26 protein-coding genes and 1 other RNA gene are annotated in these 26,034 nt (G+C 35.0%); 10 read left to right on the top strand and 17 right to left on the bottom strand.

Annotated elements, in window-relative coordinates; translation table 11 throughout:
• Positions 1–5 precede the first annotated feature (5 nt).
• The 8 genes from GGR32_RS06280 to GGR32_RS06245 form a co-directional block, all read right to left on the bottom strand.
• Positions 6–1,454, bottom strand: a complete 1,449-nt coding sequence (locus GGR32_RS06280; protein WP_183477338.1) for an aldehyde dehydrogenase — start codon at positions 1,452–1,454, stop codon at positions 6–8.
• Positions 1,454–1,873, bottom strand: a complete 420-nt coding sequence (locus tag GGR32_RS06275) for a RidA family protein (RefSeq protein WP_183477337.1) — start codon at positions 1,871–1,873, stop codon at positions 1,454–1,456. The genes GGR32_RS06280 and GGR32_RS06275 overlap by 1 nt, the downstream gene beginning before the upstream one ends.
• 9 nt (positions 1,874–1,882) lie before the next feature.
• Complete coding sequence (locus GGR32_RS06270; protein ID WP_183477336.1) at positions 1,883–2,644, bottom strand: 2-keto-4-pentenoate hydratase; 762 nt, start codon at positions 2,642–2,644, stop codon at positions 1,883–1,885.
• 21 nt (positions 2,645–2,665) lie between these two features.
• A complete protein-coding gene (locus GGR32_RS06265) occupies positions 2,666–4,057 on the bottom strand; it encodes an FAD-dependent oxidoreductase (RefSeq protein WP_183477335.1) in 1,392 nt (463 codons plus the stop codon).
• Positions 4,054–5,328, bottom strand: coding sequence for a kynureninase (kynU, locus tag GGR32_RS06260; RefSeq protein WP_183477334.1), 1,275 nt, complete (start codon positions 5,326–5,328; stop codon positions 4,054–4,056). Before kynU ends, GGR32_RS06265 begins: the two co-directional genes overlap by 4 nt.
• Positions 5,329–5,566: 238 nt before the next feature.
• The gene (locus tag GGR32_RS06255) at positions 5,567–6,139 is read right to left on the bottom strand and encodes a YceI family protein (protein WP_343066429.1); all 573 of its coding nucleotides are present in this window, start codon (positions 6,137–6,139) and stop codon (positions 5,567–5,569) included.
• An 11-nt stretch (positions 6,140–6,150) separates the two neighbouring features.
• A complete protein-coding gene (locus GGR32_RS06250; protein ID WP_183477333.1) occupies positions 6,151–6,783 on the bottom strand; it encodes an NAD(P)H-dependent oxidoreductase in 633 nt (210 codons plus the stop codon).
• Complete coding sequence (locus tag GGR32_RS06245; RefSeq protein WP_183477332.1) at positions 6,783–7,247, bottom strand: MarR family winged helix-turn-helix transcriptional regulator; 465 nt, start codon at positions 7,245–7,247, stop codon at positions 6,783–6,785. The genes GGR32_RS06250 and GGR32_RS06245 overlap by 1 nt, the downstream gene beginning before the upstream one ends.
• A gap of 173 nt (positions 7,248–7,420) precedes the next feature.
• Between GGR32_RS06245 and GGR32_RS06240 the strand changes: the two genes are divergently transcribed.
• The 3 genes from GGR32_RS06240 to GGR32_RS06230 are packed head-to-tail and all read left to right on the top strand — an operon-like array spanning position 7,421 to position 8,917.
• A complete protein-coding gene (locus GGR32_RS06240) occupies positions 7,421–7,915 on the top strand; it encodes a TlpA disulfide reductase family protein (protein ID WP_183477331.1) in 495 nt (164 codons plus the stop codon).
• Positions 7,916–7,919: 4 nt separating this feature from the next.
• Positions 7,920–8,558, top strand: coding sequence for a thioredoxin family protein (locus GGR32_RS06235; RefSeq protein WP_183477330.1), 639 nt, complete (start codon positions 7,920–7,922; stop codon positions 8,556–8,558).
• A 47-nt stretch (positions 8,559–8,605) separates the two neighbouring features.
• On the top strand, positions 8,606–8,917 hold the full coding sequence (locus tag GGR32_RS06230; RefSeq protein ID WP_183477329.1) for a rhodanese-like domain-containing protein: 312 nt from the start codon (positions 8,606–8,608) through the stop codon (positions 8,915–8,917).
• A 61-nt stretch (positions 8,918–8,978) separates the two neighbouring features.
• Here the strand turns inward: GGR32_RS06230 and ssrA are convergent.
• Positions 8,979–9,377: a transfer-messenger RNA gene (gene ssrA / locus GGR32_RS06225) on the bottom strand.
• A gap of 188 nt (positions 9,378–9,565) precedes the next feature.
• On the opposite strand from ssrA, the gene GGR32_RS06220 reads away from it, so the two are divergent.
• Entirely contained in the window at positions 9,566–10,777 is a 1,212-nt protein-coding gene (locus GGR32_RS06220; RefSeq protein WP_183477328.1) for an NAD(P)-dependent oxidoreductase, read from the top strand.
• A 13-nt stretch (positions 10,778–10,790) separates the two neighbouring features.
• Here the strand turns inward: GGR32_RS06220 and GGR32_RS06215 are convergent, their stop codons facing one another.
• From GGR32_RS06215 to kdsA, 4 genes are all read right to left on the bottom strand, one after another.
• Positions 10,791–11,672 (bottom strand): universal stress protein, encoded by an 882-nt coding sequence (locus tag GGR32_RS06215; RefSeq protein WP_183477327.1) that lies wholly within the window; start codon positions 11,670–11,672, stop codon positions 10,791–10,793.
• Positions 11,673–11,685: 13 nt separating this feature from the next.
• The gene (locus tag GGR32_RS06210; protein ID WP_183477326.1) at positions 11,686–13,311 is read right to left on the bottom strand and encodes a BCCT family transporter; all 1,626 of its coding nucleotides are present in this window, start codon (positions 13,309–13,311) and stop codon (positions 11,686–11,688) included.
• Positions 13,312–13,331: 20 nt separating this feature from the next.
• A complete protein-coding gene (locus GGR32_RS06205) occupies positions 13,332–14,468 on the bottom strand; it encodes a hypothetical protein (RefSeq protein WP_343066428.1) in 1,137 nt (378 codons plus the stop codon).
• 240 nt (positions 14,469–14,708) lie between these two features.
• Positions 14,709–15,527 carry a 3-deoxy-8-phosphooctulonate synthase gene (kdsA, locus tag GGR32_RS06200; RefSeq protein WP_183477325.1) on the bottom strand — a complete coding sequence of 273 codons (819 nt, stop codon included), beginning with the start codon at positions 15,525–15,527 and terminating at the stop codon, positions 14,709–14,711.
• 291 nt (positions 15,528–15,818) lie between these two features.
• Here kdsA and typA point away from each other — a divergent pair, with 291 nt between their 5' ends.
• The 5 genes from typA to GGR32_RS06175 all read left to right on the top strand — a co-directional run bounded on the left by typA (position 15,819) and on the right by GGR32_RS06175 (position 21,475).
• Positions 15,819–17,615, top strand: a complete 1,797-nt coding sequence (gene typA / locus GGR32_RS06195; protein WP_183477324.1) for a translational GTPase TypA — start codon at positions 15,819–15,821, stop codon at positions 17,613–17,615.
• A gap of 88 nt (positions 17,616–17,703) precedes the next feature.
• Entirely contained in the window at positions 17,704–18,672 is a 969-nt protein-coding gene (locus tag GGR32_RS06190; protein ID WP_246415178.1) for a GNAT family N-acetyltransferase, read from the top strand.
• A complete protein-coding gene (locus tag GGR32_RS06185; protein WP_183477323.1) occupies positions 18,673–19,776 on the top strand; it encodes a DegT/DnrJ/EryC1/StrS family aminotransferase in 1,104 nt (367 codons plus the stop codon).
• 42 nt (positions 19,777–19,818) lie between these two features.
• Positions 19,819–21,075 (top strand): O-antigen translocase, encoded by a 1,257-nt coding sequence (locus tag GGR32_RS06180; protein ID WP_183477322.1) that lies wholly within the window; start codon positions 19,819–19,821, stop codon positions 21,073–21,075.
• Positions 21,059–21,475, top strand: a complete 417-nt coding sequence (locus GGR32_RS06175) for a sugar 3,4-ketoisomerase (protein WP_183477321.1) — start codon at positions 21,059–21,061, stop codon at positions 21,473–21,475. Before GGR32_RS06180 ends, GGR32_RS06175 begins: the two co-directional genes overlap by 17 nt.
• On the opposite strand, the gene GGR32_RS06170 is transcribed toward GGR32_RS06175, so the two are convergent.
• Positions 21,454–22,347, bottom strand: coding sequence for a glycosyltransferase family 2 protein (locus GGR32_RS06170; RefSeq protein ID WP_183477320.1), 894 nt, complete (start codon positions 22,345–22,347; stop codon positions 21,454–21,456). The genes GGR32_RS06175 and GGR32_RS06170 overlap by 22 nt on opposite strands.
• Positions 22,348–22,359: 12 nt before the next feature.
• Between GGR32_RS06170 and GGR32_RS06165 the strand changes: the two genes are divergently transcribed.
• Positions 22,360–23,439 carry a glycosyltransferase gene (locus tag GGR32_RS06165; protein ID WP_183477319.1) on the top strand — a complete coding sequence of 360 codons (1,080 nt, stop codon included), beginning with the start codon at positions 22,360–22,362 and terminating at the stop codon, positions 23,437–23,439.
• Here GGR32_RS06165 and GGR32_RS06160 read toward each other — a convergent pair.
• From GGR32_RS06160 to GGR32_RS06150, 3 genes are read right to left on the bottom strand one after another with little or no spacing between them, the layout of a single operon-like run.
• On the bottom strand, positions 23,423–24,361 hold the full coding sequence (locus GGR32_RS06160) for a glycosyltransferase family 2 protein (RefSeq protein ID WP_183477318.1): 939 nt from the start codon (positions 24,359–24,361) through the stop codon (positions 23,423–23,425). The genes GGR32_RS06165 and GGR32_RS06160 overlap by 17 nt on opposite strands.
• Complete coding sequence (locus GGR32_RS06155) at positions 24,354–25,250, bottom strand: glycosyltransferase (protein ID WP_183477317.1); 897 nt, start codon at positions 25,248–25,250, stop codon at positions 24,354–24,356. Before GGR32_RS06155 ends, GGR32_RS06160 begins: the two co-directional genes overlap by 8 nt.
• A gap of 11 nt (positions 25,251–25,261) precedes the next feature.
• Entirely contained in the window at positions 25,262–25,945 is a 684-nt protein-coding gene (locus GGR32_RS06150; RefSeq protein WP_183477409.1) for a cell division ATP-binding protein FtsE, read from the bottom strand.
• Positions 25,946–26,034: the final 89 nt, after the last annotated feature.

The raw sequence follows: 26,034 nt of genomic DNA, 5'->3' as shown, positions 1-26,034 counted from the left end.
AATTATTAATTGGCGGTGTATTGGATACAAATGTTTTTGGGTTCGGTAAAAAACGCTAGCGCGTAATGGCCACCTTCTCTTCCTACGCCGCTGTCTTTCATTCCGCCAAAAGGTGTTCGTAAGTCTCTGTTTAACCAAGTGTTTACCCAAACAATACCCGCTTCTAATTGGTTGCTTAATCGCATAGCCCGATTGATATTGGTTGTCCAAAGGCTTGCAGATAAGCCATAACGAACATCGTTTGCATAGCTTAATACTTCTTCTTCAGAAGAAAAAGGCAACAAGGTTACTACGGGGCCAAAAATTTCTTCTTGGTTAAGTGCACATTGGTTAGAAGGCACTTCGATAATAGTAGGTTCAAGGTAATATCCCTTCTCAAATCCTTCAACAGTTACTTTCTTACCGCCATAAAGGATATTGGCTTGTTGTTTGGGAGCACTTTTGATGTAGGCTTCTACTTTTTCTAAATGACTTTTAGATACCAAAGCTCCTAAACTAACATCCTTGGCTAGTGGGTTGCCTACTTTTAACTGTTTTACCTTTTCGATAAAGTCGGTTTTAAATTTTGTATAAATGCTTTTTTCTATAAAAATACGAGAACCGCAAAGGCATATTTGTCCTTGGTTAGCAAAGGATGATTTTACAGTGGTTTCTAGCATTTTGTCATAATCGCAATCAGCAAAAATGATGTTGGGGTTTTTTCCGCCCAATTCTAACGAAAGCTTTTTGAACATAGGGGCAGCGGTACGGGCAATATGTTCTCCTGTTTTTGTGCCGCCAGTAAATGATATGGCTTTGATTTTAGGATGCTCGGTAATGCTTTGTCCTACTTGGCTTCCTAAACCGTGAATGATGTTTAATACCCCTTTAGGAAGATTGATTTCTTGGCAGATTTTTGCTAATAAAAAAGCTGTCATAGGAGTAACCTCGCTGGGCTTGGCTATCACACAATTTCCTGCCGCCAATGCAGGGGCAATTTTCCAGCTAAAAAGATATAGGGGGAGGTTCCAAGGTGAAATACAGCCTACAACACCAATGGGTTTACGCAAGGTGAAGTTTATGGTGTTTCTTCCTGTAGTTTCATGTGCATTGCTTGAAAATTGAGTAATGGCATTGGCATAAAACCTAAAATTGCTTATCGCTCTAGGGATATCTACCTTTTTGGCTAATGAGATAGGTTTGCCATTATCAATGGTTTCTGCTAAGGCAAAATCTTCTAGTTTGTCTTCAATGGCTTGTGCAATTTTAAATAACCAAGCACTGCGTTCCTCTATGCTGGTGTTGCTCCAAGCGGGGAATGCTTTTTCTGCAGCGATTACAGCTTTTTCAACATCGGGGGTATTGCTACTTGGAATTGTACCATAAACCTCTCCCGTTGATGGATTAAAGTTGTCTAACCACTCGTTTTGTATAGGAGGGTAGAAAGCACCATCGATATAGTTTTCTATTTGCATTAGGCGTTTTGTTTTTTATAAGCAATTACTTTTATTTCTATAAGCAAATGCGGATGCGGAAGCTGATGTGCGGCGACTGTAGTTCGAGTAGGACCTGTTTCTGCATCGAAAAATTCGCCATAAGTTTCGTTATAACCTTTAAAATCGTTCATGTTTACTAAAAAAGTAGTCACATCGACTACATCTTTAAGCGAGGCGCCTTCCTCTTGTAAGATACTATTTATATTTTGAAGTACGGCGGCGGTTTGCTTTTTAATGTCTAAAGTGGTGGTGCCAAATTTATCAACTTCGACTCCTTCAAAAGTGTTGTCTGGACGTCTAGAACTGGTACCAGAAACAAAAATAAAATCACCAACACGTTTTACATGTGGGTATTTTCCTCTTGGAGTTGCTTTGCCTTGAATTACTTTTCCTTTCATTTTTACTAATTATTTTACACGAAACGCTACGTTCCCCATTTTTTCTACTTGTACTTCGATGTGTTGATTTTCTTTTAGATAAATGGCCGCTGTGGCAGCCCCAGCAAGTACAATATCTCCCTTTTTTAAAGGAACTTCTGCTTTTTGGGCTAAGCGTGTGAGTTCTACAACAGATTGTAATGGGTTGTCTAAAATAGCTGAGGTTTTTCCTGTTTCGACAGTTTTACCATCTATGTGCAGGGAAATATTTAATTCTGAAATATTGGTATCTACATCAATCCAATTTCCAATAACATAACCTGTAGAAGAACAATTGTCTGCAACAACATCTTCTAAAGAAAATTTAAAGTTCTCATAGCGTGAGTCTATAATCTCGATAGCAGGAGCCATTTTATCAATATAGTTATGAATTTCGCTTAACCCAATGGCTTCTGTTATGTCTTGATTTAACCTAAATGCTATTTCAGGTTCTGCTCTGGGATGAATCCACTGGTTTAAACTTACCTCTTCTTCTGGTGCAATATGCATTTTATCGGTAAGAATTCCCCAGATTAAATCGTGAACTCCCATTTGTTCCATTTTAGCTCTACTGGTAAAACCCAGCTTAAAGCCTGTGGTTTTTTCGCCGCGTTCTATACGTTTATTGATAGATAAGCGCTGGATGTTGTAAGCTTCTTCGAGGGTTATATTTTCTGTTGCGGCTAGTTGTGCTATGGGTTTACATTTCCTAGCGGCTTCATCTAGCTTTAGTGCAATTTCGTCTTGTGTCATGCTGTTTTTATTTAGCGTGAATTAATACGCTAATAAGTCTTTTTCGGTTAATATTTTTTGTGTTTGTTCTTGTACAAGATTTAGTTTTTCTTGTAGCGACATCTTGTTGTTTATTTTATTTTCTGCAATTAATTGAAGGATAGCCTTGTCTTGAGCTCTTCCTTTTGCCATGGCTTCGGCGTAGCCTATTTCTTCCTGGAAGGTAACTAAGCGATATTTGGAAGCGTATTCTTTAGGGGTATTTTCTTCGAAAGCAGTTTCTAATTTTCTTTTTTCTTGAAAAATAGGAGCTGCGGTATGTGCTTTCATTTCATGAAAGTTGTCAATCGCAAGGTCGGCAATAGCATCAGTATCTTTTTTACGCATTTTTTCGTAGCGATTAAAGGTATCTTCCCAGTTGCCTTGGTGTTTTTTTAAGGCTTCGTTAAAAACAACAACATCTTCAAAAGAGGCGTTCATTCCTTGTCCGTAAAAAGGGACAATGGCGTGAGCAGCGTCTCCCATAAGCAGGGTTTTGCCATAGCTTTGCCAGGGTGTGCATTTTACAGTGCCTAAAGTTCCTGTAGGGTTTTCAAAAAATTCTTTTCCTAAATTAGGCATTAAGGCAAAAGCATCGGGATAAAATTCTTTAAAATAGCTTTCTACTTTTTCAGGTGTAGTAAGGTTATTAAAGTTGTGCTCCCCTGTTTTGTAGGCTAGAAATAGGGTTACTGTAAAGCTTCCGTCGAGGTTAGGAAGGGCAATCAGCATATTTTCTTTACGAGGCCAGATGTGTAGGGCGTTTTTATAGAGCTGAAATTCACCTTTGGCATTAGGTTCTATAGAGAGTTCTTTATAGCCATGCGTGAGGTAATCTTGCGAGTAGCTAAATAGAAACTCATGGCTGTCCATCATACTTTTTCTTAAAGCAGAACCTGCTCCGTCTGTTCCGAAGATTAAATCGGCAGTTTTATGATAGGTTTCTTTGGTTTGGTAATCTTGAAAGCTGGCTTGTGTTTTCTCTAAATCTACCGAGAGGCATTCTTGGTTAAAATGTATGCTTACATTAGGCATTTTTTCAGCCTCGTCGATAAGTAGTGCGTTTAAATCTGTTCGGGATATGGAGTTGATGTACTCTTCCTCCAGTCCACTATAAGGAGAGAGAAAGTTTTCTTCTTGATTAGGATGAATCATCCTTCCGTTCATAGGGATACATAATTCTTTTACTTTATCGGTTACCCCAACCATTTGCATGGCTTTTAACCCTCGGTCTGATAAGGCTAAGTTGATAGATTTACCAGCCGAAATATCGGTATTTCTTAAATCTGGTCTTTTCTCATAAACCGTTATGTTGTATCCGAGTTGAGCTAGGCGAAGGGCTAATAGCGAGCCACAAGGGCCTGCACCTATAATCATTATATTTTCTTTTTTCATGCGAGTAGGTTTTTAAGAATCTGAACCATTTTATAAACATCCTCGAAAGAGTTGTATAAAGGAGCGGGTGCAAGTCTAATTACGTTGGGTTCTCTCCAATCGGTAATTACTCCAGCTTTCATTAACTTATCAAATAAGCTTTTGTCGGCATTTTTTAGTTTTATTGATAATTGGCAACCACGTTCGTTAGCGTTTCTAGGGGTGATAATTTCTATTTTTTCACCTTCCAAATCTTTTAAAAGGTATTCTAAATATCCTGTAAGTTTAACCGATTTTTCTCTGATGTTCTCAAATCCTGCAAGGTCAAAAACGTCTAATGATGCTCGGATTGCCGCCATTGATAGAATAGGAGGGTTACTTAGTTGCCAACCTTCTGCGCCTTCGATTGGGGTAAAATCATAGCGCATGTTAAAGCGTGTTTTTTTATCGTGTCCCCACCAACCAGCATAGCGTTTTAAGCTATTGTTGTTTGCATGCCTTTCGTGTACAAAGCAACCACCAACACTTCCTGGGCCGCTGTTTAAGTACTTATAAGAGCACCAAACGGCAAAATCGGGGCCGTTGTCGTGTAGGTTAGGTTGTATGTTTCCTGCTCCGTGTGCTAAGTCTATTCCTACTTTTGCGTTGTATTGATGTCCTAGGGTTGTTATTTTTTTAATAGGGAAAGATTGTCCTGTATAATAATTGGTAGACCCAATAAGTAGGAGGGCAACTTCATCACCATGTTGTTGCATAATGGCTTCTAGGTCTTCAAACCTGCAGAGTTCTTCTCCTGGTCTTGGTTCCCATAAAATTAAAGCTTCTTCGGGATTATAATCGTGTGCTTTTATTTGAGATTCTACTGCATATTTATCTGAAGGAAAAGCATCTTTTTCGATAATAATTTTAAATTTTTTGCTGGTAGGACGGTAAAAAGAAACCATCATTAGGTGAAGGTTTACCGTTAAGGTATTCATCATCACTACCTCTATAGGTTTTGCGCCTACAATTTTTGCCATTTTCTCGGTAAGAAGCTCATGGTAAGGCATCCAAGGGTTTTTTGCTTCGAAGTGTCCTTCTACGCCAAGTGTAGCCCAATCGTTAAGTTCTTCTTCTAAGTATGCTTTGGTGAGTTTGGGTTGTAGGCCAAGGGAGTTTCCGCAGAAATATAGTTGAGGTTCTCCGTTTGCTGAAATAGGGATATGGAATTGTTCTTTAAAATCACGAAGTGGGTCTTTATGGTCTTGCTCTTTTGCGTAATTTAAAGTGTTTTGGTAATTATATTCTATCATTTGTAAGCTATTCAAAAAAATGTTCTGATTCCTACAAATTTATAAATTCTTTAAAATATTAGGCTTATTTCTGCCAATTAATAATTTAATGAATTATGACTTTTTATAATTGGTTAGCTCTAATGTTATTTTTATTATGTTGTTTTAAGTGTAGGGATATGGTTTATCGATATAAAAAAATCAAAGCCCAATGCTAAAATAGTTAGTATTGGGCTTTAAATTTAGTAGGTTAATTGGGTTAGAATTTTAATTCTACATCAATTTCAAAATCATCATAAATGGTTTTGTCTCCTAAGTTGTCAAAAAAGCTTCCAGAACCGTATTTGATGCCGTAGTTGGTGCGGTCTATAACTAATTCTGCTTCGGCTTCATTTGCTTTAACTTCTATATCAAAGTTTATTGTTTTTGTAGTTCCTTTTATGGTAAGTTTAGCTATTACACCATAATCGTTGTGTCCTTTTTCGGCAACATTAGTAATAACTAGTTTTGCTGTTGGGTGGTTTTTTACTCCGAAAAAGTCATCAGAGCTTAGGTGGCCTTCTAGTTTTTGTTTTCCTTCACCAGAGATGTCGGTAACATTTAGCGATTTCATATCTACAATAAATTCACCGCCAACAAGTTTGTTGTTTTCTAGTTTTAAGTGACCCGATTTAAAGTGTAAAGTACCTTCGTGAGAACCTGTAAGTTTTTCTCCTTTCCACTCAATTTTACTTGTTTTGGTATTGATTTTTTTTGTGTCTTGAGCAAGAATACTAGTGCTTCCTAATAGTGCTAATCCGATAGCAATTGATTTGAATGTGAACATTTTCATAAGGTTAAAGTTTAAATGTTTATAAATAAATTTTCTTGATTTTTTCTTACTTTTTTAAGTGCTTGGTTGGTATCGTTTTCACTGCGGTAACCTATGGCTGCAATTACTGTGGTAGCCAAACCTTGTTTGTCTAGCTGTAAGATTTTGTCGTATTCTTTGGTGTTAAAACCTTCCATAGGGGTGGTGTCTATTTGTAAATGTGCAGCGGCGCTTAAAAGGTTTCCTAACGCGATGTAAGTTTGTTTGGCAGCCCAAGTTTGTTGTATTTCTGAGGGTAATGGCAAGATTGTATTTTCTATAACTTCTTTGAAAGGAGCTAAGCTTTCTAAAGGTATTTCTCTGGTTTTGCTAATGTTGTCCATATACTCTTCAATGTGTTGTAAGGTAATATGGTTGGGTATAGCAAAAACAATAAGGTGCGAAGCATCTGTTACTTGCGATTGGTTCCAAGAAGCTTCAAAAAGCTTATTGCGCATTTCTTGGTTTTCAATAATCAAAATTTTGTAGGGCTGTAACCCGTAGGAAGAAGCCGAAAGTTGTAATGCTTTTTTTAACATTTCTAAATCTTCAGGACTAATTTTTTTAGTAGAGTCGTACTGTTTTGTAGCATATCGCCACTCGAGGTTTTTTATATAATCTGTCATTATTTTGTATTTGATTCTCTTAATTTTTCTAGCAATTGTATCATTACTTTTTTATCTTCAGAATTTAAATTTCTGGTGATTTCTTTTTCTTCTTTATCTAGTTCGGGGTCTATTTTTTCAAGTAGATCTAAGCCGTTTTTAGTAATAAAAACTTCTACTTTTCTTCTGTTGTTTGGACAAGTAGAACGTTCTACCAGTTGTTTTTCAATAAGTTTATCTACAATGCGAGTGGTGTTACTTTTTTTATGAATCATCCGTTCTTGGATATCAGCCATATTTACAGCGGTATCTTTTTGTCCGCGTAAAATTCGTAACACATTAAATTGTGGTTGAGAAATTTCATGCTGTTTTAATAATAATGCTAGGCGTTCTATAATATCGGCATTACTTATAAATAAATTTAAAAGCAGTTGTTTGGTAAGCGATAGCTTTACGTTGGTTTTTATGATTTCCTCTACATTCATGTATAAACAATATTTGTAGGTACAAATTTAATAGAAGGAAATAAAGTTCAAGCATAACGAAGTGTTAAAAAATGTAAATCGAATCTTAATTATTGTGTTTTTAGGATTAAAGTGTTGTTAAATAAAGTGTTGACTATTTTTATAAGCGATACTTTTGTTTGAAAATGAATTAGATGATGAAATTTCTACTTACTTTTTTTGGGGTTTTACTTTGTTTCTCTTGTAAGCAAGCAGGAGGAATGGAAGTGGAAAAAAATCAAGTCTTGGTAGAGAAGTATTCTTTTTCGGAATTAGAATCTTTATTAGTTCCGACTGGACATAAACCTAAAGTAGTTAATTTTTGGGCAACTTGGTGTACACCTTGCCTTGAAGAATTGCCTTATTTTTTGAAATTAGAAGAAAAAGGATTGGCCGATGTGGTATTGGTAAGTTTAGATATTCCGTCGATGTTAGATTCTCATGTAGTTCCGTTTATAGAAAAAAACAAGATAAAATCTCAAGTTGTATTGTTAGACGATCCTTATAGTAATTTATGGATTCCAAAAATAAATAAGAATTGGAGCGGAGCCATTCCTGCAAGTTTAATTATCGCTAACGATACCAATGTTTTTGTTTCTAAACCATTTCCAGAATATAAGCCTTTAGCAGAATTAGTAAAAAATTTATAACCTGATGAAAACATTTGTTACCCTAAGCATTGTTGCGTTATTATTGTTGGTGTCGGTAATTTCTTTTGGAGATATTTTTTCTAATCGCTCATACTCTAATGCACTAAAAGGAGGTTATAAAATTGGCGAACAAGTAACCGACTTTAACTTACTTAATGTTGACGGAAATTATGTTTCTCTTGCAGATTACCCTGCCGCAAAAGGATTTATTATTGTTTTTACAACAAACCATTGCCCGTATGCTAAGGCGTATGAAGCGCGTATAGCTAACCTTGATAAAAAATATAAATTACAAGGCTATCCTGTTATCGCAATAAATGCTAATAGTCCAGATATTATAGCCGAAAATAACTTTACCAATATGAAAGTTAGGGCACAACAAAAAGCATTTACATATCCATATTTATTTGATAAAAATCAAGAAGTTTGTAAAGCCTTTGGAGCAAGCAAAACCCCACATACGTATTTATTGTGTAAAGAGAATAAGAAATTGGTGGTGAAATATATAGGTGCGATAGATGATAATTATAAAGATGCAAAACAAGTACAGCAAAAATTCTTAGAAGAAGCAATCCAAGCTTTATTACATGGTGAAGAAATAGCCATAAAAACTACAAAAGCCATAGGATGTAGTATAAAATAAGTAAGAAATTATACTTTTGTATAATAATAAATTATAATTTTATACGCATGAAAGATTTGTCGCAACAAGAATGGGCAACAGCTATACAAACCGATACTAACGCTGTAATATTAGATGTACGAACCGATGAAGAATTTTCGGAAGGATACATCAAAAATGCAAAACAAATAGACATCTACCAAGCACAACAATTTATGGAAGAAGTCAATGCACTTGATAAATCAAAAACCTATTACATTTATTGCCGCTCAGGAGGCAGAAGCGCACAAGCCTGTATGCTATTAGAGCAAATGGGTTTTAACGAAGCCTTTAATTTACAAGGTGGATTTTCAGAGTGGCAAGGAGAAATTGAAAAATAATTTTTTCTTAGATAAGATAAAAAAACAAAACCCCATTAAAATATGGGGTTTCTGTTTTTTATAGTGGAGTCGGGGAGACTCGAACTCCCGTCCAAACAAGCAATTCAATAGCTTTCTACATACATAGTTTTCACTTCGGTTTTCGAGAAAAAGCCGGCAAAAAACCTCCTACTTTTTCCTTAGCCTTAAAAAATTCGGTATTACTTAAAGGCATCATAACACCTAGATTTATTTTATCGGTGCCTCTTAACGGAACGCCATAAATCAAGGCTTTCCAGAGGCATCTCAGCTCGCTACCTCGTAGCGATTAAGCATAACTTACTATAGTTCAGATTATGCAGCTAAGGCGTAATTATTTTCGCCGTTTAAAAAAGATAGAACCTGAGATTTACGAGCTATATCCCAGCGCTCGGTATGCTTACTATCCAATTGGTCTTGCTGTCAAAACCAAATCGACCCCAATATGTCACAGAACTTATTCTGGGCGTTACGCTTGCAAGCAAGCGTCGGGCTATCCGCTACAATCTTTTGCAAGCAAAAGTATTTTCGCTGCTATCCCTAACGCAAGGCTGCAAAGATACAGATAAAATTTTTATATTTACAAACCACTAAAATTTATCAATACTTATTCTAAAATCACAAAAATTTATGAAATTCGGATTAATTACAGAGAGAAAATCTCCACCTGACAGAAGAGTAGTCTTTTCCCCTACAAAGCTAGCAACAGTAAAAGCTCAATTTCCGCAGGTAAATTTTTTGGTAGAAGCTTCAGCTATTCGAGTTTTTCCCGATGCTTTATATCAAGAAAACGGCTTTGAAGTAACTAAAGATATGTCTTCTTGCGATGTATTACTTGGGGTGAAAGAGGTGCCTATCTCTGCTTTAATTCCTAACAAAAAATATTTTTTCTTTTCACATACCATCAAGAAGCAACCTTATAATAGGGCGTTATTACAAGCGGTTTTGGAAAAGAATATAGAGCTTTATGACCACGAAACAATTACAGATGCCTCAGGTTCTAGATTAATTGGTTTTGGTCGTTATGCTGGGATTGTAGGCGCATACAATGGGTTTAGAGCCTTAGGAATGCGGGATAAACTCTACGAACTTCCTAAGGTAGAAAATCAGCCCGATTATAAAACGGTAAAACAAGCGTTAGATGCTATAAAAACTAAACTTCCGGCAATAAAAATAGTGTTGACAGGAAGCGGAAAGGTTGCTTATGGAGCAAAAGAGATTTTAGATCATTTAGGCATAAAAGAAGTAAACGTAGACGATTATTTGTCTAAATCTTTTAGCGAGCCTGTGTATTGCCATATTGATGTACTGGATTACAACAAGCGTAAAGATGGACAGCACTTAGATAGGTTTGATTTTTATAACCATCCTAAAGATTACCAATCGGATTTTATGCGGTTTGCCAAAGTGAGCAATTTTTTTATCACAGGACATTTTTACGGGGAAGGCGCACCTGCTTTTTTTACAAAAGAAGAAGTGAAATCTCCAGCGTTTAAAATCGATTTAATAGCCGATGTAAGTTGCGATATCAACGGGCCTATACCATCTACGATTAGGGCTTCAACTATTGCGGAGCCTTTTTATGGTTATCATCCAGAAACAGATACCGAAGTAGCATTTAATGCGCCGGGAGCTATAACTGTAATGGCGGTAGATAATTTACCTTGCGAGCTACCTAAAAATGCAAGCGAAGGTTTTGGAGAGATGTTTTTAAAAAATGTAATTCCTGCTTTTTATAATCATGATAAAGATGGAATTTTAAAACGAGCTAAGATGACCGAAAACGGTAAGCTTACTCCCAAATACGCTTATTTACAAGCTTATGTAGAAGGAAAGGAGTAAGCTATTTTGTTTTTTAATATTTAGCTACCCATAAAGGAAAATGAAGCAACTCATTAAATAAGTCCTCGGTTACACTACCTACGAGTAAGGATGAGAATGTGTTGCTTCCTTTATCTGCAACAATAAGTAAATCTATATTTTCTTTTTGGCCTTCTTGATTTAAGCGCTGACTTATACTGATATCTTGTTTCCTGTAGATTTCCAAATCATATTTTTGATCTAGTTTAAGTTTACGCATAAAACGGGCACCTTTCTCGGTAGCGTGCTTTTTTATCGTGCTTGCCATGTTTTCGGTAGGAAGATAATGTGAAAATTGTAGCGGTATTTTATATACATAAACCGCATTAACTTTAGTGTCTTCCTGTTTGCTTTTTATGTATTCTGCCACGCCAAAAGCTTTTTTAGAAGCCATAGAGAAATCGGTTCCTACCCAAGTTTTTTCTAATTTTATAAGGGTGTTTTTAGGAACAGATAAAATATGACATTTTAGTAGCTTTAGGAGTTTATTGCTTAATACCCCAGAGCCATTTGCGGTGTTTTTATTTCCTACAATGGTAAGTTGTATGGCGTATTTATTTACGATATAATTGAAAAGCGATTCGGTATATGGGTCATCTGATATAAGTACTTCCCACTCGATAGTACTAGTGAAGTTTTCTTCAATTTTATCGTTGAGTTCTTCACCCACAACATCATCTAAATTGATATCGTCTAAAGCTTCTGAAAATAAATTAGAAAACTCATAACGTTTAATGTTGTGAACAAAATAAACTTTTTCTACCTGAAGTTTTTCTGCGATAAAAGAAGTGTATTTTATTAAGGTGTTATCTATGGCAGATAAGTCTAAACCTACCAAGATATTTTTTATGGGGTTTGTTGCAAAAATAGTGCTCATGATGTTATAGGGTTTATTCTTCTTTTAATTGTTTTGCGTTTCGTTTAGAAATAATATCGGCAATTACTTCTTCATAATCATCTTTTTCTTGTTGAGCTATCCGCTGTGAGCGTTTTTTGTAATCTTCAGAAAGGCCTTTGTATAGCGAATAACACATGGATAACAAAATTAAGGCAAACGGTAATCCCGTGGCTATTACGGCGGTTTGTAGTGCTTTTAGACCTCCTCCAAAAAGCAGTACCGCAGCCATAATTCCTTCTACAAAGGCCCAAAATATACGTTGTCCTACAGGGGCGTCTATTTTCCCTCCAGTGGTAAGGCTATCTACAACAAGCGAGCCTGAATCTGATGAGGTTATAAAAAAGCCAGCAATTAGCAAAATGGCAATTACATTTAAAATATCTGCAAAAGGAAGTGTTTCTAAAAATGCATACATGGCTAAAGCATAATCTTTTTGAGCTACTTCTGCAATAGCATTGTTTCCTAACAATGTTTCGTGTATGGCTGAACTACCAAAAGCAGTAATCCAAAAGAAAGTTACAATTGCAGGAACAATAAGGACACCTAAGATAAACTCTTTTACAGTACGCCCTTTAGAGATACGAGCAATAAACATTCCTACAAAAGGAGACCAAGCTATCCACCATCCCCAATAGAAAACTGTCCAATCATTTTGCCAATTAGAATCTACAAAAGTTTCTGTCCATGTAGATACTTGCATAAAGCTAAAGAAATAACTTCCGGTATTTTGTATAAAAGCTTCAAAAATAAAAATGGTAGGGCCTAAAATAAGTACTAAAATTAATAATACAACGGCAATACGCATATTCCATTCGCTTAAAATTCGGACTCCTTTGTCAACACCCAGTACAACAGACAGTGTAGCAATAAGTGTAACCCCTATAATAAGCCATATTTGGGTAGACATACCCGTAGAAATACCAAATACATGGTTAAGACCACCAGCAATTTGCTCTACGCCTAAACCTAATGAGGTAGCTAAACCAAATAAAGTAGCTAACACAGCAAAAATATCGATGAGATCGCCAATAATACCATAAATACGATCGCCTAGAAAAGGGTAAAAAACCGACCTTATGGTAAGGGGTAAACCTCTAGAGTAAGCAAAATAAGCTAATGCAAGCCCTACTAAAGCATAAACCGCCCAAGCATGTAGTCCCCAATGTAAAAAAGTCAAGTCCATAGCTTGTCTAGCAATAAAGTCTGGGCTAGCGTCTTGGTTTAGCGGAGGTTTAAGAAAGTGTGTTAAAGGCTCTGATACACTCCAGAAAATAAGTCCAATCCCCATTCCTGCACTAAATAGCATAGCAAACCAAGAGAGTGTTTTAAACTCTGGCTTCGCTTTTGGTCCTCCAATACGTAGTTTGCCATATTTACTAAAGGCGAGGTACACCATAAATATTAAGAAAATATTTACGCATAAAATAAAAAACCAGCCTCCTTTAGTAGCTACAAAAGTTTGTGCGGCATCAAAATATTTTTTGGCTGTTTCACCAAAATAAAGAGTGAAAAACACACACAGGCTAACAATAATGGCCGATGTGAAAAATACAGGGCCGTTGACCTGTAGACCAAAAATTGATTTTTTCTCGTCGCTACGAATAATTTTCTTTGCCATAAATAATAATGTATGTTAAATTAAAAATAATAACCAATGTTTATATTAAATCTTGCTTCCCATTTTGCATCGGGATTTCCTTGGGCAAAATCGTCTACGTAATTTCCTCCTAACCAAGAGTGGTTGTATCCGGCGGCATAATCTACATAAGTGTATACTTGCCCAGTAGTAAGCATGAGTCCAAAAACATTCATATATGAATTAGTGAAACTCTTTTCATATTTATCCATAAAAGCAAAATCATTATACAGGCGGATATTACTAATAGGACCTAATTCTATGGGGATATCTTTAGCAATAGCAAGGGAGTAGATGTTAAAATTGTTAGCTACTTCATAGCTGCCTCCATAAGCAGCCATACTAATGCTGTTGTTAGAAGGGTTGCTTTTAGGATTGTGTTTTGCTGTTGTGGCTTGAGCTTTTAGAAGCCAGTTTTTATAAAGAAGTTCGTAATGTATAGCTAGTGCGTGGTGGCTGCCAACTTCTTTGGTTTCGGTATTGTAAATTCCACCGTATTGTAAAGATGCACCTGCTTTTTGTTGTATGCTATCCCCGAAATGATAACGTATTTTTCCGTTAAATTGATTTATTTCTTTTTGAATTCCTGCAATATCATAAGAGTATCTACTCGGAGAAATAGGCGAGTTGTTGCCAAAATTTAACTCCTCTGCATTTTTAAAAAAAGCAAGATGATACTCCCAACGTTTACCTTTATGAATAAATTTAACTCCCATATCATGGTCGTCTTCTAGCCCAACATAATAAGTAAGGTTAAAAAACCAGTTATGTGAGTTGTAGCGTTGTATACCAAAAGGAACTTGAGTGAGCCCTATTTGGATTTCATCTTTTTCGTTAAATTGATAACCTACCCAACCTTGTTTTAGCATACCGCCACCAAAAGAATCGGAATATAATCGGTATTCGGCATTTAAGTTGATTTTTTTATACGAGGCGTTAGCATTTACCCTAAACATATCGTAGCCAAAATCACCACCTCGTTTTTTTTGCCCTTCTTTCCAAGAAGATAGGTTGTAATTAAAACGCAGTGCGCCTCCTAGCGTTAATTTGGGTTTTTCTTGACTATAGAGTTTTAATGTAGAAAAAAGGAATACTAATCCCAATACTAAGGATAGTAGGTTGATTTTCTTTAAATTCACAACAAATTGGTACTAGTTAGATTACAAAGTACCGACTTTTTTTAGAGAAACCCCTATTGAGTTTATCAATTAAAAAAGCCGTAAGATAAATAGACTCTATCTTGCGGCTTTTTTTCTCTTAAAACACTGTTTAATAGAAGTATTTTAAGTATTTGTTTATTTCTAACGAAAATATTTCATAGCTTTTTTATGTTATTTAATTTGGTTTAAATAATAACAATAAAATTACATTTAATGTATTTATAAGCTTATTACTGTTTTACGTATTTTAACAAGGTTGGTAAGTAGCCTTTCTAGATTATCTAAGTGTAGCATATTAGCTCCGTCACTTTTTGCATTAGCAGGGTCAAAATGGGTTTCTATAAACAATCCGTCTACCATATTTACAATTCCTGCACGAGCAATGGTTTCTATCATTTCGGGTCTTCCGCCTGTTACCCCGATAGATTGATTAGGTTGTTGCAAAGAGTGGGTAACATCGAGTACCGTTGTGGCGTATTTTTTCATGGTAGGAATTCCTCTAAAGTCAACAATCATATCTTGGTAACCAAACATAGTTCCGCGGTCGGTAAGCATTACGTTTTCGTTGTGGCTATCTAAAACTTTTTTTACCGCATGTTGCATGCTCTCGGGACTCATAAATTGTCCTTTTTTTAAGTTTACTGTTTTTCCTGTTTTTGCTGCTGCAACTACCAAGTCTGTTTGGCGTACTAGAAAGGCAGGAATTTGGAGGATATCTACATATTGAGCCGCTATTTCGGCATCGTTACTTTCATGAATATCGGTAACCGTAGGAATGTTAAATGTTTCTGCTACCTTACGGAGAATTTTTAAGGCTTTTTCGTCTCCAATTCCTGTAAAACTATCTATTCTGCTACGATTCGCTTTTTTGTAACTACCTTTAAAGATGTACGGAATGGCAAGTTTATCTGTAATGGTAACAATACGTTCTGCAATACGTAATGCCATGGTTTCATTCTCGATGGCACAAGGACCCGCCATAAGGAAAAAGTTATTGCTCTCGGTATGTTTTATATTTAGTATATTGCTTAAATTCATGCTGTAGGTTTTCTGTTTGTAAAACAAAGATAAGTTATTTTGTGCAGCTAAAATTTGTTTTCTAAACTAAGGATGTAAAGATTATTCATCAAAGGCTTTTTAAAACTTTTAAAAGAAGACTTCTTGTTTTTGAGAAAAGGCAGGAATAAGTGTTTTTTGTTAAAAAAAACGTAAAAAATAACGCTTAATGTTCCGTTAAAAATAATTTTTAAATTCAATAACTAAAAAAAATCTTTTATATACAGAAATATAACGTACATTTGCAGCCTTTCAAAGAAATAAGGTTAACTTATGAATATTAGAAACATAGCTATTATAGCCCACGTTGACCACGGGAAAACTACCTTGGTTGATAAAATTATGTATCATTGTAGGCTTTTTCGCGAAAGCGAAAACACCGGAGATTTAATTCTGGACAACAATGATTTAGAACGCGAAAGAGGAATTACAATTACCTCTAAAAACGTATCGGTAACTTATAAAGATACTAAAATCAATATTATTGATACGCCAGGTCACGCCGATTTTGGAGGAGAAGTAGAGCGTGTTCTAAACATGGCAGATGGTGTTTTACTACTGGTAGATGCCTTTGAAGGCCCAATGCCACAAACACGTTTTGTACTACAAAAAGCCATAGATTTAGGACTTAAACCTTGTGTGGTTGTTAATAAAGTAGATAAAGAGAACTGTACGCCAGATGAGGTACACGAGAAGGTTTTTGACTTGATGTTTGAATTAGGAGCAGAGGAGTGGCAGTTAGATTTTCCAACCGTGTATGGGTCGGCTAAAAACAATTGGATGAGTACCGATTGGCAGAAACCAACCGAAAACTTAGAACCTTTGTTGGATATGGTTATCGAGCATATTCCTTCTCCAAAAGTAGAAGAAGGTAGCTTGCAAATGCTTATCACATCCTTAGATTTCTCTTCTTTTACTGGAAGAATTGCTATTGGAAGATTACAACGTGGCGTTTTAAAAGAAGGAATGCAGGTTTCTCTAGTAAAACGTGATGGAAGCATTATAAAATCTAAAATAAAAGAGCTACATACTTTTGAAGGCTTAGGAAGACGTAAAGTACAAGAGATTAAAGCAGGAGATATATGTGCAATTGTAGGTTTAGATGGTTTTGAAATTGGAGATACAATTGCCGATTTTGAAAACCCAGAAGCCTTGCCAAGCATTACGATAGACGAACCTACCATGAGTATGTTGTTTACGATAAACGATTCGCCTTTTTTCGGAAAAGATGGAAAGTTTGTCACCTCGCGTCACGTAAAAGAAAGACTGTACAAGGAATTAGAGAAAAACTTAGCTTTACGCGTAGAAGATACAGATTCGGCCGATAAATTTATGGTTTTTGGTCGTGGTGTATTACACTTATCAGTACTGATAGAAACAATGCGTAGAGAAGGTTACGAACTTCAGATAGGGCAACCACAAGTAATTATTAAAGAAATAGATGGCGTAAAGTGTGAACCTGTAGAAGAACTTACCATAGATTTACCAGAAGAAGTTTCAGGAAAAGCAGTAGAAATGGTAAGCTTGCGTAAGGGTGAAATGCTTAGTATGGAAGCCAAAGGAAGCCGTATGATTTGTGAATTTATAATTCCGTCTAGAGGAATTATAGGCTTGCGTAATCAGCTGTTAACCGCTACCGCAGGAGAGGCAATTATGGCACACCGATTTAAAGAATATCAACCCTTAAAAGGAGATATCCCACAACGATTAAATGGGTCTTTAGTATCTATGGAAAACGGAACGGCTATTCCGTATTCTATCGATAAATTACAAGATAGAGGTAAGTTTTTTATCGATCCAGGAGAGGCTATTTATGAAGGACAAGTTATTGGCGAAAACTCTCGGCAAGACGATATGACGGTAAATGTTACCAAAACTAAAAAGCTATCTAACGTACGTTCGGCAGGAGCCGATGATAAAGCAAAAATTGTTCCTGCTATTAAATTTAGTCTGGAAGAAGCTTTAGAATATATCCAAAAAGATGAGTATGTAGAGGTTACTCCAAACCACTTGCGTATTCGTAAAATATATTTAAAAGAAGTAGATCGTAAGCGTTACAAAATAGTATAAAAAATACTTGATTTTTTAAAAGGCTAGCGAATTTCGTTAGCCTTTTTTGCGTTTAAAAACGTATCTTCGTTAGTTAAAAGCTTTTATTTTGGAGGTAATACAGTATTCAGAAACATATAAAACCGTTTGGGATGATTTTGTAAAAAACACTAAAAACGGAACCTTTTTGTTTTACCGAGATTTTATGGAATACCACAGCGATAGGTTTCAAGATTTTTCGTTAATGGTATTTCAGGATAAAAAACTTATTGCCTTATTACCTGCCAATAGGCAAGGCGATAAAGTTTTTTCGCATCAAGGGTTAACTTATGGAGGTTTGGGGCTTTCTAAAAAGATAAAATTTGAAGTAGTTACAGCTGTACTGAAAAATATCTTGGTCTATCTCTGTGAAAACAAGATTAATTCTTTTATACTAAAGCTGATGCCGAAAATTTATAACCTATATCCTTCAGACGAAATAGATTATTTATTGTTTATTCTAAAAGCAAATTTATTACGGAGAGATTTGTCGGCGAGTATAAAAAATAGTGAAGCTCTACGCATACAATCCAATAGAATAGAAGGCGTAAAGAAAGCTAAAAAACAAAACTTAGAAATACATAAAGTTACTGAATTTGATGGTTTTTGGGAAAATATATTGATACCTAATTTAGCAGAAACACACCAAGCAAAACCAGTACATACAGCTGCAGAAATAAAATATTTACAGCGTAATTTTCCTGAAAATATTCATCAGTATAATGTGTTAAAAGAAGGAGTGATTGTTGGAGGAGCTACAATTTTTGAAACCAAAACGGTAGCTCATGTACAATACATTTCGGCAGATAAAAATAAACAACAATTGGGAACCTTAGACTATCTTTTTTGGCACTTAATAGAAAATGAGTTTAGCCATAAAGCCTATTTTGATTTTGGGACATCGAACGAGCAAGGAGGAAAGGTAATAAATAAAGGCTTGTTGTATTGGAAAGAGGCTTTTGGAGCAAGAGGCGTTGTACATGATTTTTATGAAGTAAACCCTCAGCATCACCTATTGTTAAATACATTATTTATATAGATGAACATTCAATTCTTAAACCTTCAGAAAATAAATAAGCCTTATCAAGAGGCCTTTCAAGAAGCTTTTTCCTCTTTTTTGGCATCAGGGTATTATGTGTTAGGAAATTCGGTGATTGCTTTTGAAGAAGCTTTTGCAAATTATTGTGGAACAAAATTTTGTATAGGAGTCGGTAACGGTTTAGATGCCTTGCGGCTAATTTTAGAAGGCTATAAAGCATTAGGTAAATTAACCGAAAACGATGAGGTTCTAGTTGCAGCAAACACCTATATAGCAACTATTTTAGCGATAAAACAAGCGGGGTTAACTCCTGTTTTGGTAGAAGCCGAAGCCAGGACTTATGGTTTAAATTTTATGGATGTTCGGAGGAAAATATCTAGTAAAACAAAAGCAATTATGCCTGTGCATTTATATGGGCAAATAAGCGGAACGAAAGAGTTATTGGCTGTCGCAAAAGCACATGATTTGTTAGTGATAGAAGATGCGGCACAAGCACATGGTGCAAGTTTAGAAAACGGCAAAAAAGCAGGTAATATAGGGCATGCTGCGGGTTTTAGTTTCTATCCTACCAAAAATTTAGGGGCTTTGGGTGATGCTGGCGCCATAACAACCAACGATGAGGCTTTAGCTACAAGCGTTAGAAAGCTTAGAAATTACGGGACATCTACCAAATACGTTAACGATTTGATAGGTTTTAATTCTCGTTTAGACGAAATTCAAGCAGGCTTTTTAAGTATTAAACTTAAAAACTTAGACAAGGATAATCATAAACGGAAAGCAATTGCTAAAAAATATTTAACGCAACTATCTAACCCGAAAATCATCTTACCTAAAGTGAACGACTTTAATGCACATGTTTTTCATCTTTTTGTAATTAGGGTAGAAAACAGGACAGATTTTGAGCAGTATATGAAAGCGAATAACATAGGAACTTTAATTCATTACCCTATTCCGCCGCACAAACAGCAGGCACTATCAGCGTTTCATAATTTATCTTTTCCTGTTACAGAAGAAATTCATAAAACCATTATAAGTATTCCTATAAGTCCAGTAATGACAACTGAAGAGGTAGATAAAGTGATTAACGTGATTAACGCTTATTAATTGAGTTTAAAGGAAAAAATAAAGAATAATTTATTATTAAAAATGACATCGCTTAATGGAGGAGTGATGGCAACCAAGCTTGTTATTTCTATATTTGTTCAGCGGTTAATTGCGGTACATTTAGGTGAAGTAGGAGTGAGTAGAATGGGGCAATTACGCGATATGCTAAATATGGTAACAACCTTTTCTTCCTTAGGTACATTTAATGGCGTGGTAAGGCATATTGCTGAAACAAAATACAAGCATAAAGCTTTTGAAAGGGTGCTGTCAACCTCATTTCTGTTAACATTGGCAGGGAGTTTTATCATTTTTTTAGCCCTGTTTTTTGGAGCAGATTACTTTAGCGAGGTGTTGTTTAATACAACCGAGTATGCTTGGATTATAAAAGTATTAGGCGTGTTATCTCCAGCCATTGGGGTACAACGCTTGTTTTACGGAATAGCAAATGGATTATCGGTGTATAAAAAAATAGCAATTTTTGATTTTTTAGGCTATTTGTCAGCAACAGTATTTACATTGGTCATGCTTTTTACCCGAGATCTAGAAGGTGTATTATTGGCTATTGTAATTAGTCCTGTGCTACAATTGTTAATATTGATAGGCCTGTTTTTTAAATTGTTACACAAGCGCTTAAAGGTAAAATTACGTGCAGATAAGGAAATCGTAAAAAGCTTTATGGGCTATGCGCTCATGGCATTTGTGTCGTCTATCCTTATCAATTATGTAAGTATAGATATCCGTAATATGTTGGTAAATAAATTATCGGAAACAGATGCGGGTATTTGGACAGCAATGACCAATATTTCTAAAAATTACATGCTTTTTTCGAGTGCTTTGTTTTCGATGTATGTATTGCCTAAATTCTCTCAAATTCAAGCCGCCAAGGATTTTAAAAAAGAAGTTTGGTATATTTATAAAACCTTATTGCCTATTTTTGGCTTAGGAATGTTGCTTATTTATTTGCTGCGCGATTGGGTAGTAGCCATAATCTATCCAGGGTTTGAGGGTTTAACAACATTATTTAAATGGCAATTGATAGGCGATTTTATTAAGCTAGCATCCATTATATTGTCTTATCAGTTTTTAGCAAAACGATTACTTAAATATTTTATTTTTACCGAAATATTCTCACTTATTAGTTTCTATGTATTGGCAAATTATCTGGTAAGTAAAATAGGTATAGAAGGCGTGGTGCTTGCAGACGCTTTACGCTACTTGCTATATTTTGTGGTAGTAGGTTTGTGTGTAATTAATTATTTTAAACAGCAAAAAAAGAATAGGAATGAAGTCGAAAATTAATGATGTAAAATGGATTGATATTCCAAAAATAACCGACCCAAGAGGTAACCTGGCTGTGGTAGAAAAACATACACTACCTTTTGCTATAAAACGAGTTTATTACCTATACGATGTTCCTAGCGACGCGAGTCGTGGAGGACATGCACATAAAAAATTGCTTCAGGTTTTGGTAGCGGTTAGCGGAAGCTTTGAAGTGATAATTGATGATGGCGAACAACGAAAAAAAATTCTTTTAAACAAACCTAACAAAGCACTTTTTATTCCGAATGGAATATGGCGAGAAATAGAGAATTTTTCATCAGGTTCGGTTTGCCTTTCATTAGTGTCTGATGAATTCTCGGAGGTAGATTATATAAGAGATTATGATGATTTTTTAGCTTATTTTGAAGTTAAAATGTAAAAATGTGCTAAGCTTTTTAGTTTAGTATACCTCCAAATGTTTTTTATGTTTTTGTGTTTTAAAGCTTCCTTTAATCTTTCGTGTATACGTTTTAGTAAGGCTTGATGCTCTGCTTTGCTTTGGTTTCTTTTAAGGGATTCTTTAAAAATAATTTCTAAAGAAACGTTTAAGGCTTTATTATATTTAGAGGAGCTATGAAACTGACTCCCTAAAGAGTTGGTGAGTACTCTTTTTTCTACCAAAAAATCATCAATAAAAGCAATGTTATATAATCTAGAAGCCCTAAACCAATAATCTAAATCTTCGAAAGAAAGCTTTTCATTGTAACCATTTAACTTATCAAAAATACTTCTTTTTACCATCGAGGCTACCGAGCACATTACAAGTCCGCTTCCTATTAACCTGAGATAATTGGTTTGATGTAATTTTTTATCGATTACTTTTTGTTGGTTATCAACCTTAAAGTAAGGCGATAATCTTTTTCCTTCTGGATTTATTAGATAAGCATTCCCAAAAACAATAGCCGTATTTTCTGGTGAGTTATTAAAACAAGCTATTTGTTGGGTTATACAGTTGGGGAGTAAAATATCATCGGCAGCTAAATCTATCAAGTAGCTTCCGCGTGCTTTTTTTACCGCTAAATTAAAAGCTTTGGTGTTGCCAAGATTGGTAGGGTTAATTAGTACTTTTACGTCTGGATGTGTTTGTTGCCATTGTTTAATGATAGCCGCCGAATTATCGGAACTTTTATCATCAACAATAATTAATTCGATATTTTTGTAACTTTGGTTAATTACAGATTCTAGACTAGCAACAACAAACTGTTCATGGTTGTAACAAAGACAAATAACACTAACAAGAGGTAACGCCATTTAGGAATAATTTTGAGTAAAAGTAATAATAAAATAGCAATTGTAACCTACGGTTTAGAAGTTGGCGGACTCACGAGGGCCGTTTTTTTGTTGGCTAAAGCATTAACTTTAAACGGAGAATGTGTTTCTATATTAAGTTTAAAAAAAGCAGAAAGGCAAGAGAATTTTGTAGTCTCGTTTGGATTGGGACAAACAATATTGTCAAAATTAACAGCATACAAAGCATTTAAAGCACATTTAAAAACTAACAATTATGATTGTGTTATAGATATGCGTTTTAGGCTTAATCCGGTTGCAGAGTATTTTTGGGTAAAGTATTTATACCATAAGCAGCCAGTTATTTACACCATCCATAGTGCTCATACCAATACATACCTCACAAAGTATAAGCTTGTAGCTAATTGGTTGGTGAAGCAGGTTCCTTTTGTTGTTGTTAGCAAAGGAATAAAAAAACAACTGGAAACAACTTTTTCTACACAAAGTACGGTTTTGTACAATCCTATGGATTTTTCTGAAATCGAAAACCTACAAAATGAAGGAGAAACATTGGCATTCCAATATATTTTAGGAGTAGGACGAATGGATGCTTCTAATGTAAAACGATTTGATTGGATGATAGAAGACTACCTGCAATCAAATTTACCAATAAACAACATACATTTGGTATTGTTGGGAGATGGCGTTATGCAAGAAAAATGGAAACGTAAAGCCGCACAAACCGAGCATAAAGATAAAATTCATTTTCTAGGGAATAAAGAGAATCCTTTTTCTTATTTTAAACAAGCATTATTTACCATATTAACCAGTAGAAATGAAGGCTTTCCGTATGTGCTCACAGAAAGTTTGGCATGCGGAACTCCTGTAGTTGCTTATGATATTCCTACAGGACCATCAGAGATTATCCAAGATGGGAAAAATGGATTGTTAATTTCTGCTGGCAATAGAGCGGACTTTATTGCTGCAATTAATGCTTTAAGCTCAGACAACAAGATGTTGATGCAACTGCAAAAGAATGCGAAAAAATCGGTAGCTTATTTAAACTTTAAGACTATTGCAAACCAATGGAAATCGCTTATTAATAGTAAGCACTAATGTCTATTCCTTTCTTTTTTAAAAGCTGTTTTAAAGCATATAACTTCCTTAATAAAGAGGGAGGAAGTTTTAATAATAGCTTTGTTTTTGTAGGGATATTTTTCTTGTCAACATTTTTTAGGTAAAAATCGCGTTGTTTTTTATATCCTAGTAGGTAAAAGTTTAAGGCGTATTCAACACGGTAAAGATCTAAAAATTGCTTTAGCGAAGGCTTGTTTTGTTCAAACTCCTTAAAGCGGTCAAAATCTATTAATTTCTTTTTGTAAATGGGGGTTTTAGAGAGGCTGTAGTTATTCTCGTTATAGTTGTAAATAAGTGTAGTTTTATTAGTTATGGCTATTTTGTAATGTAGTGCAATACGAATCCAATATTCTAAATCTTGTCCACTAGATATATTCGCATTAAAACCGCCTATTTCGTCAAAGACCGTTTTCTTGATACATACAGCCGAGGTTAAAGCAACACGGTTAATTAAACTGCTTTTAAAAAAATCTTGTACATAACCTTCGTAGGTTGTTTCTATGCCTATAAAAGTGTTGTGAAGGTGGTGGTGTTTTGTAATTTCGGTAACATACCTGCTGCAATACATGCCCGCTTTAGGGAATTTTTGTATTGTATTGTCTAGCACTTCTAGGTGGTTTTCTTCCCAAATATCATCAGCATCTAAAAAAGCAATATAAGCTGCTTTCGCCTGTTTGATACCGTTATTTCTTGCTTCAGAAACACCTTGGTTCTCTTGTTTTAGAACTTGTATTCTGCTGTCGTTAATGGTATCGATTAGCTCAAGACTATTATCGGTAGAACCATCATCTACAATAATTACTTCAAAATCTTTAAAATTTTGATTCATAACACTTTTTAAAGTGCTAAGTATAAATTTTTCTTTATTAAATAAAGGGATAACGACAGAGAACTTAGGCATTTTGTTCGAGTTTAATAAGGTAGTAGAGTTTGTAAAAATCAAGTGTTTTTAAAACGGGTTTTTTTCCTAATAGATTTTTTTTTATTAGTGGTTCACTCACATTGCCTAATAGGTAAATAAGGTATAAGGCTAAACTTAAGTTTTCTAATTTCTCATAGTAAGTTAACAGCTTTATGTATGAAGAAGGGATTAATTTTTGGTTTTTTAAAAACAAGGCGCTTTTTACACTTAATAAGCTTTTGTTTAAAAAAATAGTGTTGTTTTCTAAGCCTAAATGAAAAATAGGATTGTTTATATGTAGAATTCTTCCTTTTTGTGTTTTAAAATTGTAAGCAAACAAGGTGTCTTCATGCCCATATTGTTCTATGGTTTCATTAAAATAAATCTTGCTAAAGATACTTTTTTTAATAAGAAAATTGGCCGATGAAAAATTATTGTAAGGGTTTTGGTTTCGTAACGAGGCCGTTTTGGTTTCTCTTTTGTGGCCATATATCCACCTTAAATATTGGGCGGAATCGGTTGGTTTTTTAGTACTATAATTAATTCCCCCAGCTATTAAATCTGTTTTAGGATTTATAGCAGTTATGTATTTTTGTAAAAATGTACTAGAAGCAGGAAGTACATCGGCATCTAAAAATAGCAACCAATTGTATTTGGCTTTTTTGGCTAGTAAATTTCGTATCTTACTCCTGCCTATGTTTTGGGTTAATATTTGGTAATTGGTAAAGCTGAGGTTTTGTATTTTTTTATTCTTGGCAAGAAACTTATCGGAAGCATCTTCATAGGCTAAAATTTCAAATGTTATTCCTAAATTTAGGGCTTGCTGATGTAAGTTGTGAATTAGTTTTATAACATCATAATTATAAATAGGAACAAGAATAGAAAGCATTTTATTAGAAATTAAACATTCTTCTGAACTACTTCAAACACTTTTTGCCCATCGCATTTTAAGGTTTTTGAAGGGTACTTAAGCAGCAAAGCATAATCGTGCGTTGCCATCAAGATGGTGTTTCCATTTTTATTTATTTCCTGAAGCACTTCCATTACCTCTACGCTGGTTTGCGGGTCTAGGTTTCCTGTAGGTTCATCGGCAAGTATTAGTTCGGGGTCGTTTAATAGTGCACGTGCAATCGCAATACGTTGTTGCTCACCTCCAGAAAGCTGGTAAGGGTATTTAAAGTTTTTACTTTGCATACCAACTTTGGTTAATACTTCGGTTATTTTGGCATCCATAGCTTTTTTATCTTTCCATCCCGTTGCTTTTAAAACAAATAAAAGGTTATCTTTTACGCTGCGGTCGTTTAGTAATTTAAAATCCTGAAAAACCACGCCTAATTTTCTGCGTAAAAACGGAATTTGTTTTTCCTTTAAACCATTTAGGTTAAAGCTCACAATGTTGCCTTCGCCTTCTTGTAGCGGGATATCCCCATAAAGCGTTTTCATAAAACTACTTTTTCCTGTCCCCGTTTTACCTATAAGATAAACAAACTCTCCTTTGGTAACTTCTACATTTACTTCCGATAGAATTAAGCTTTCACGTTGATAAATAGCCGCATTGGACAGTGATAAAATAGTTTCAGGCATCATATTATTTTTTAAACTTTAAAGGTAAACTAAAATTTTTATTCCTATAAATTTTTTACGAAAATACACGGAAAGTTAGATTAACATAA

The organism is Mesonia hippocampi, assembly GCF_014197445.1.
Classification (GTDB): domain Bacteria; phylum Bacteroidota; class Bacteroidia; order Flavobacteriales; family Flavobacteriaceae; genus Mesonia; species Mesonia hippocampi.
This window is presented reverse-complemented; position numbering and strand designations above follow the sequence as displayed.

Coding starts and splice junctions, on each gene's coding strand:
- GGR32_RS06280 (WP_183477338.1), bottom strand. CDS start 1,454: ATGCAAATAGAAAACTATATCGATGGTGCTTTCTACCCTCCTATACAA.
- GGR32_RS06275 (WP_183477337.1), bottom strand. CDS start 1,873: ATGAAAGGAAAAGTAATTCAAGGCAAAGCAACTCCAAGAGGAAAATAC.
- GGR32_RS06270 (WP_183477336.1), bottom strand. CDS start 2,644: ATGACACAAGACGAAATTGCACTAAAGCTAGATGAAGCCGCTAGGAAA.
- GGR32_RS06265 (WP_183477335.1), bottom strand. CDS start 4,057: ATGAAAAAAGAAAATATAATGATTATAGGTGCAGGCCCTTGTGGCTCG.
- kynU (WP_183477334.1), bottom strand. CDS start 5,328: ATGATAGAATATAATTACCAAAACACTTTAAATTACGCAAAAGAGCAA.
- GGR32_RS06255 (WP_343066429.1), bottom strand. CDS start 6,139: ATGAAAATGTTCACATTCAAATCAATTGCTATCGGATTAGCACTATTA.
- GGR32_RS06250 (WP_183477333.1), bottom strand. CDS start 6,783: ATGACAGATTATATAAAAAACCTCGAGTGGCGATATGCTACAAAACAG.
- GGR32_RS06245 (WP_183477332.1), bottom strand. CDS start 7,247: ATGAATGTAGAGGAAATCATAAAAACCAACGTAAAGCTATCGCTTACC.
- GGR32_RS06240 (WP_183477331.1), top strand. CDS start 7,421: ATGATGAAATTTCTACTTACTTTTTTTGGGGTTTTACTTTGTTTCTCT.
- GGR32_RS06235 (WP_183477330.1), top strand. CDS start 7,920: ATGAAAACATTTGTTACCCTAAGCATTGTTGCGTTATTATTGTTGGTG.
- GGR32_RS06230 (WP_183477329.1), top strand. CDS start 8,606: ATGAAAGATTTGTCGCAACAAGAATGGGCAACAGCTATACAAACCGAT.
- GGR32_RS06220 (WP_183477328.1), top strand. CDS start 9,566: ATGAAATTCGGATTAATTACAGAGAGAAAATCTCCACCTGACAGAAGA.
- GGR32_RS06215 (WP_183477327.1), bottom strand. CDS start 11,672: ATGAGCACTATTTTTGCAACAAACCCCATAAAAAATATCTTGGTAGGT.
- GGR32_RS06210 (WP_183477326.1), bottom strand. CDS start 13,311: ATGGCAAAGAAAATTATTCGTAGCGACGAGAAAAAATCAATTTTTGGT.
- kdsA (WP_183477325.1), bottom strand. CDS start 15,527: ATGAATTTAAGCAATATACTAAATATAAAACATACCGAGAGCAATAAC.
- typA (WP_183477324.1), top strand. CDS start 15,819: ATGAATATTAGAAACATAGCTATTATAGCCCACGTTGACCACGGGAAA.
- GGR32_RS06185 (WP_183477323.1), top strand. CDS start 18,673: ATGAACATTCAATTCTTAAACCTTCAGAAAATAAATAAGCCTTATCAA.
- GGR32_RS06180 (WP_183477322.1), top strand. CDS start 19,819: ATGACATCGCTTAATGGAGGAGTGATGGCAACCAAGCTTGTTATTTCT.
- GGR32_RS06175 (WP_183477321.1), top strand. CDS start 21,059: ATGAAGTCGAAAATTAATGATGTAAAATGGATTGATATTCCAAAAATA.
- GGR32_RS06170 (WP_183477320.1), bottom strand. CDS start 22,347: ATGGCGTTACCTCTTGTTAGTGTTATTTGTCTTTGTTACAACCATGAA.
- GGR32_RS06160 (WP_183477318.1), bottom strand. CDS start 24,361: ATGCCTAAGTTCTCTGTCGTTATCCCTTTATTTAATAAAGAAAAATTT.
- GGR32_RS06155 (WP_183477317.1), bottom strand. CDS start 25,250: ATGCTTTCTATTCTTGTTCCTATTTATAATTATGATGTTATAAAACTA.
- GGR32_RS06150 (WP_183477409.1), bottom strand. CDS start 25,945: ATGCCTGAAACTATTTTATCACTGTCCAATGCGGCTATTTATCAACGT.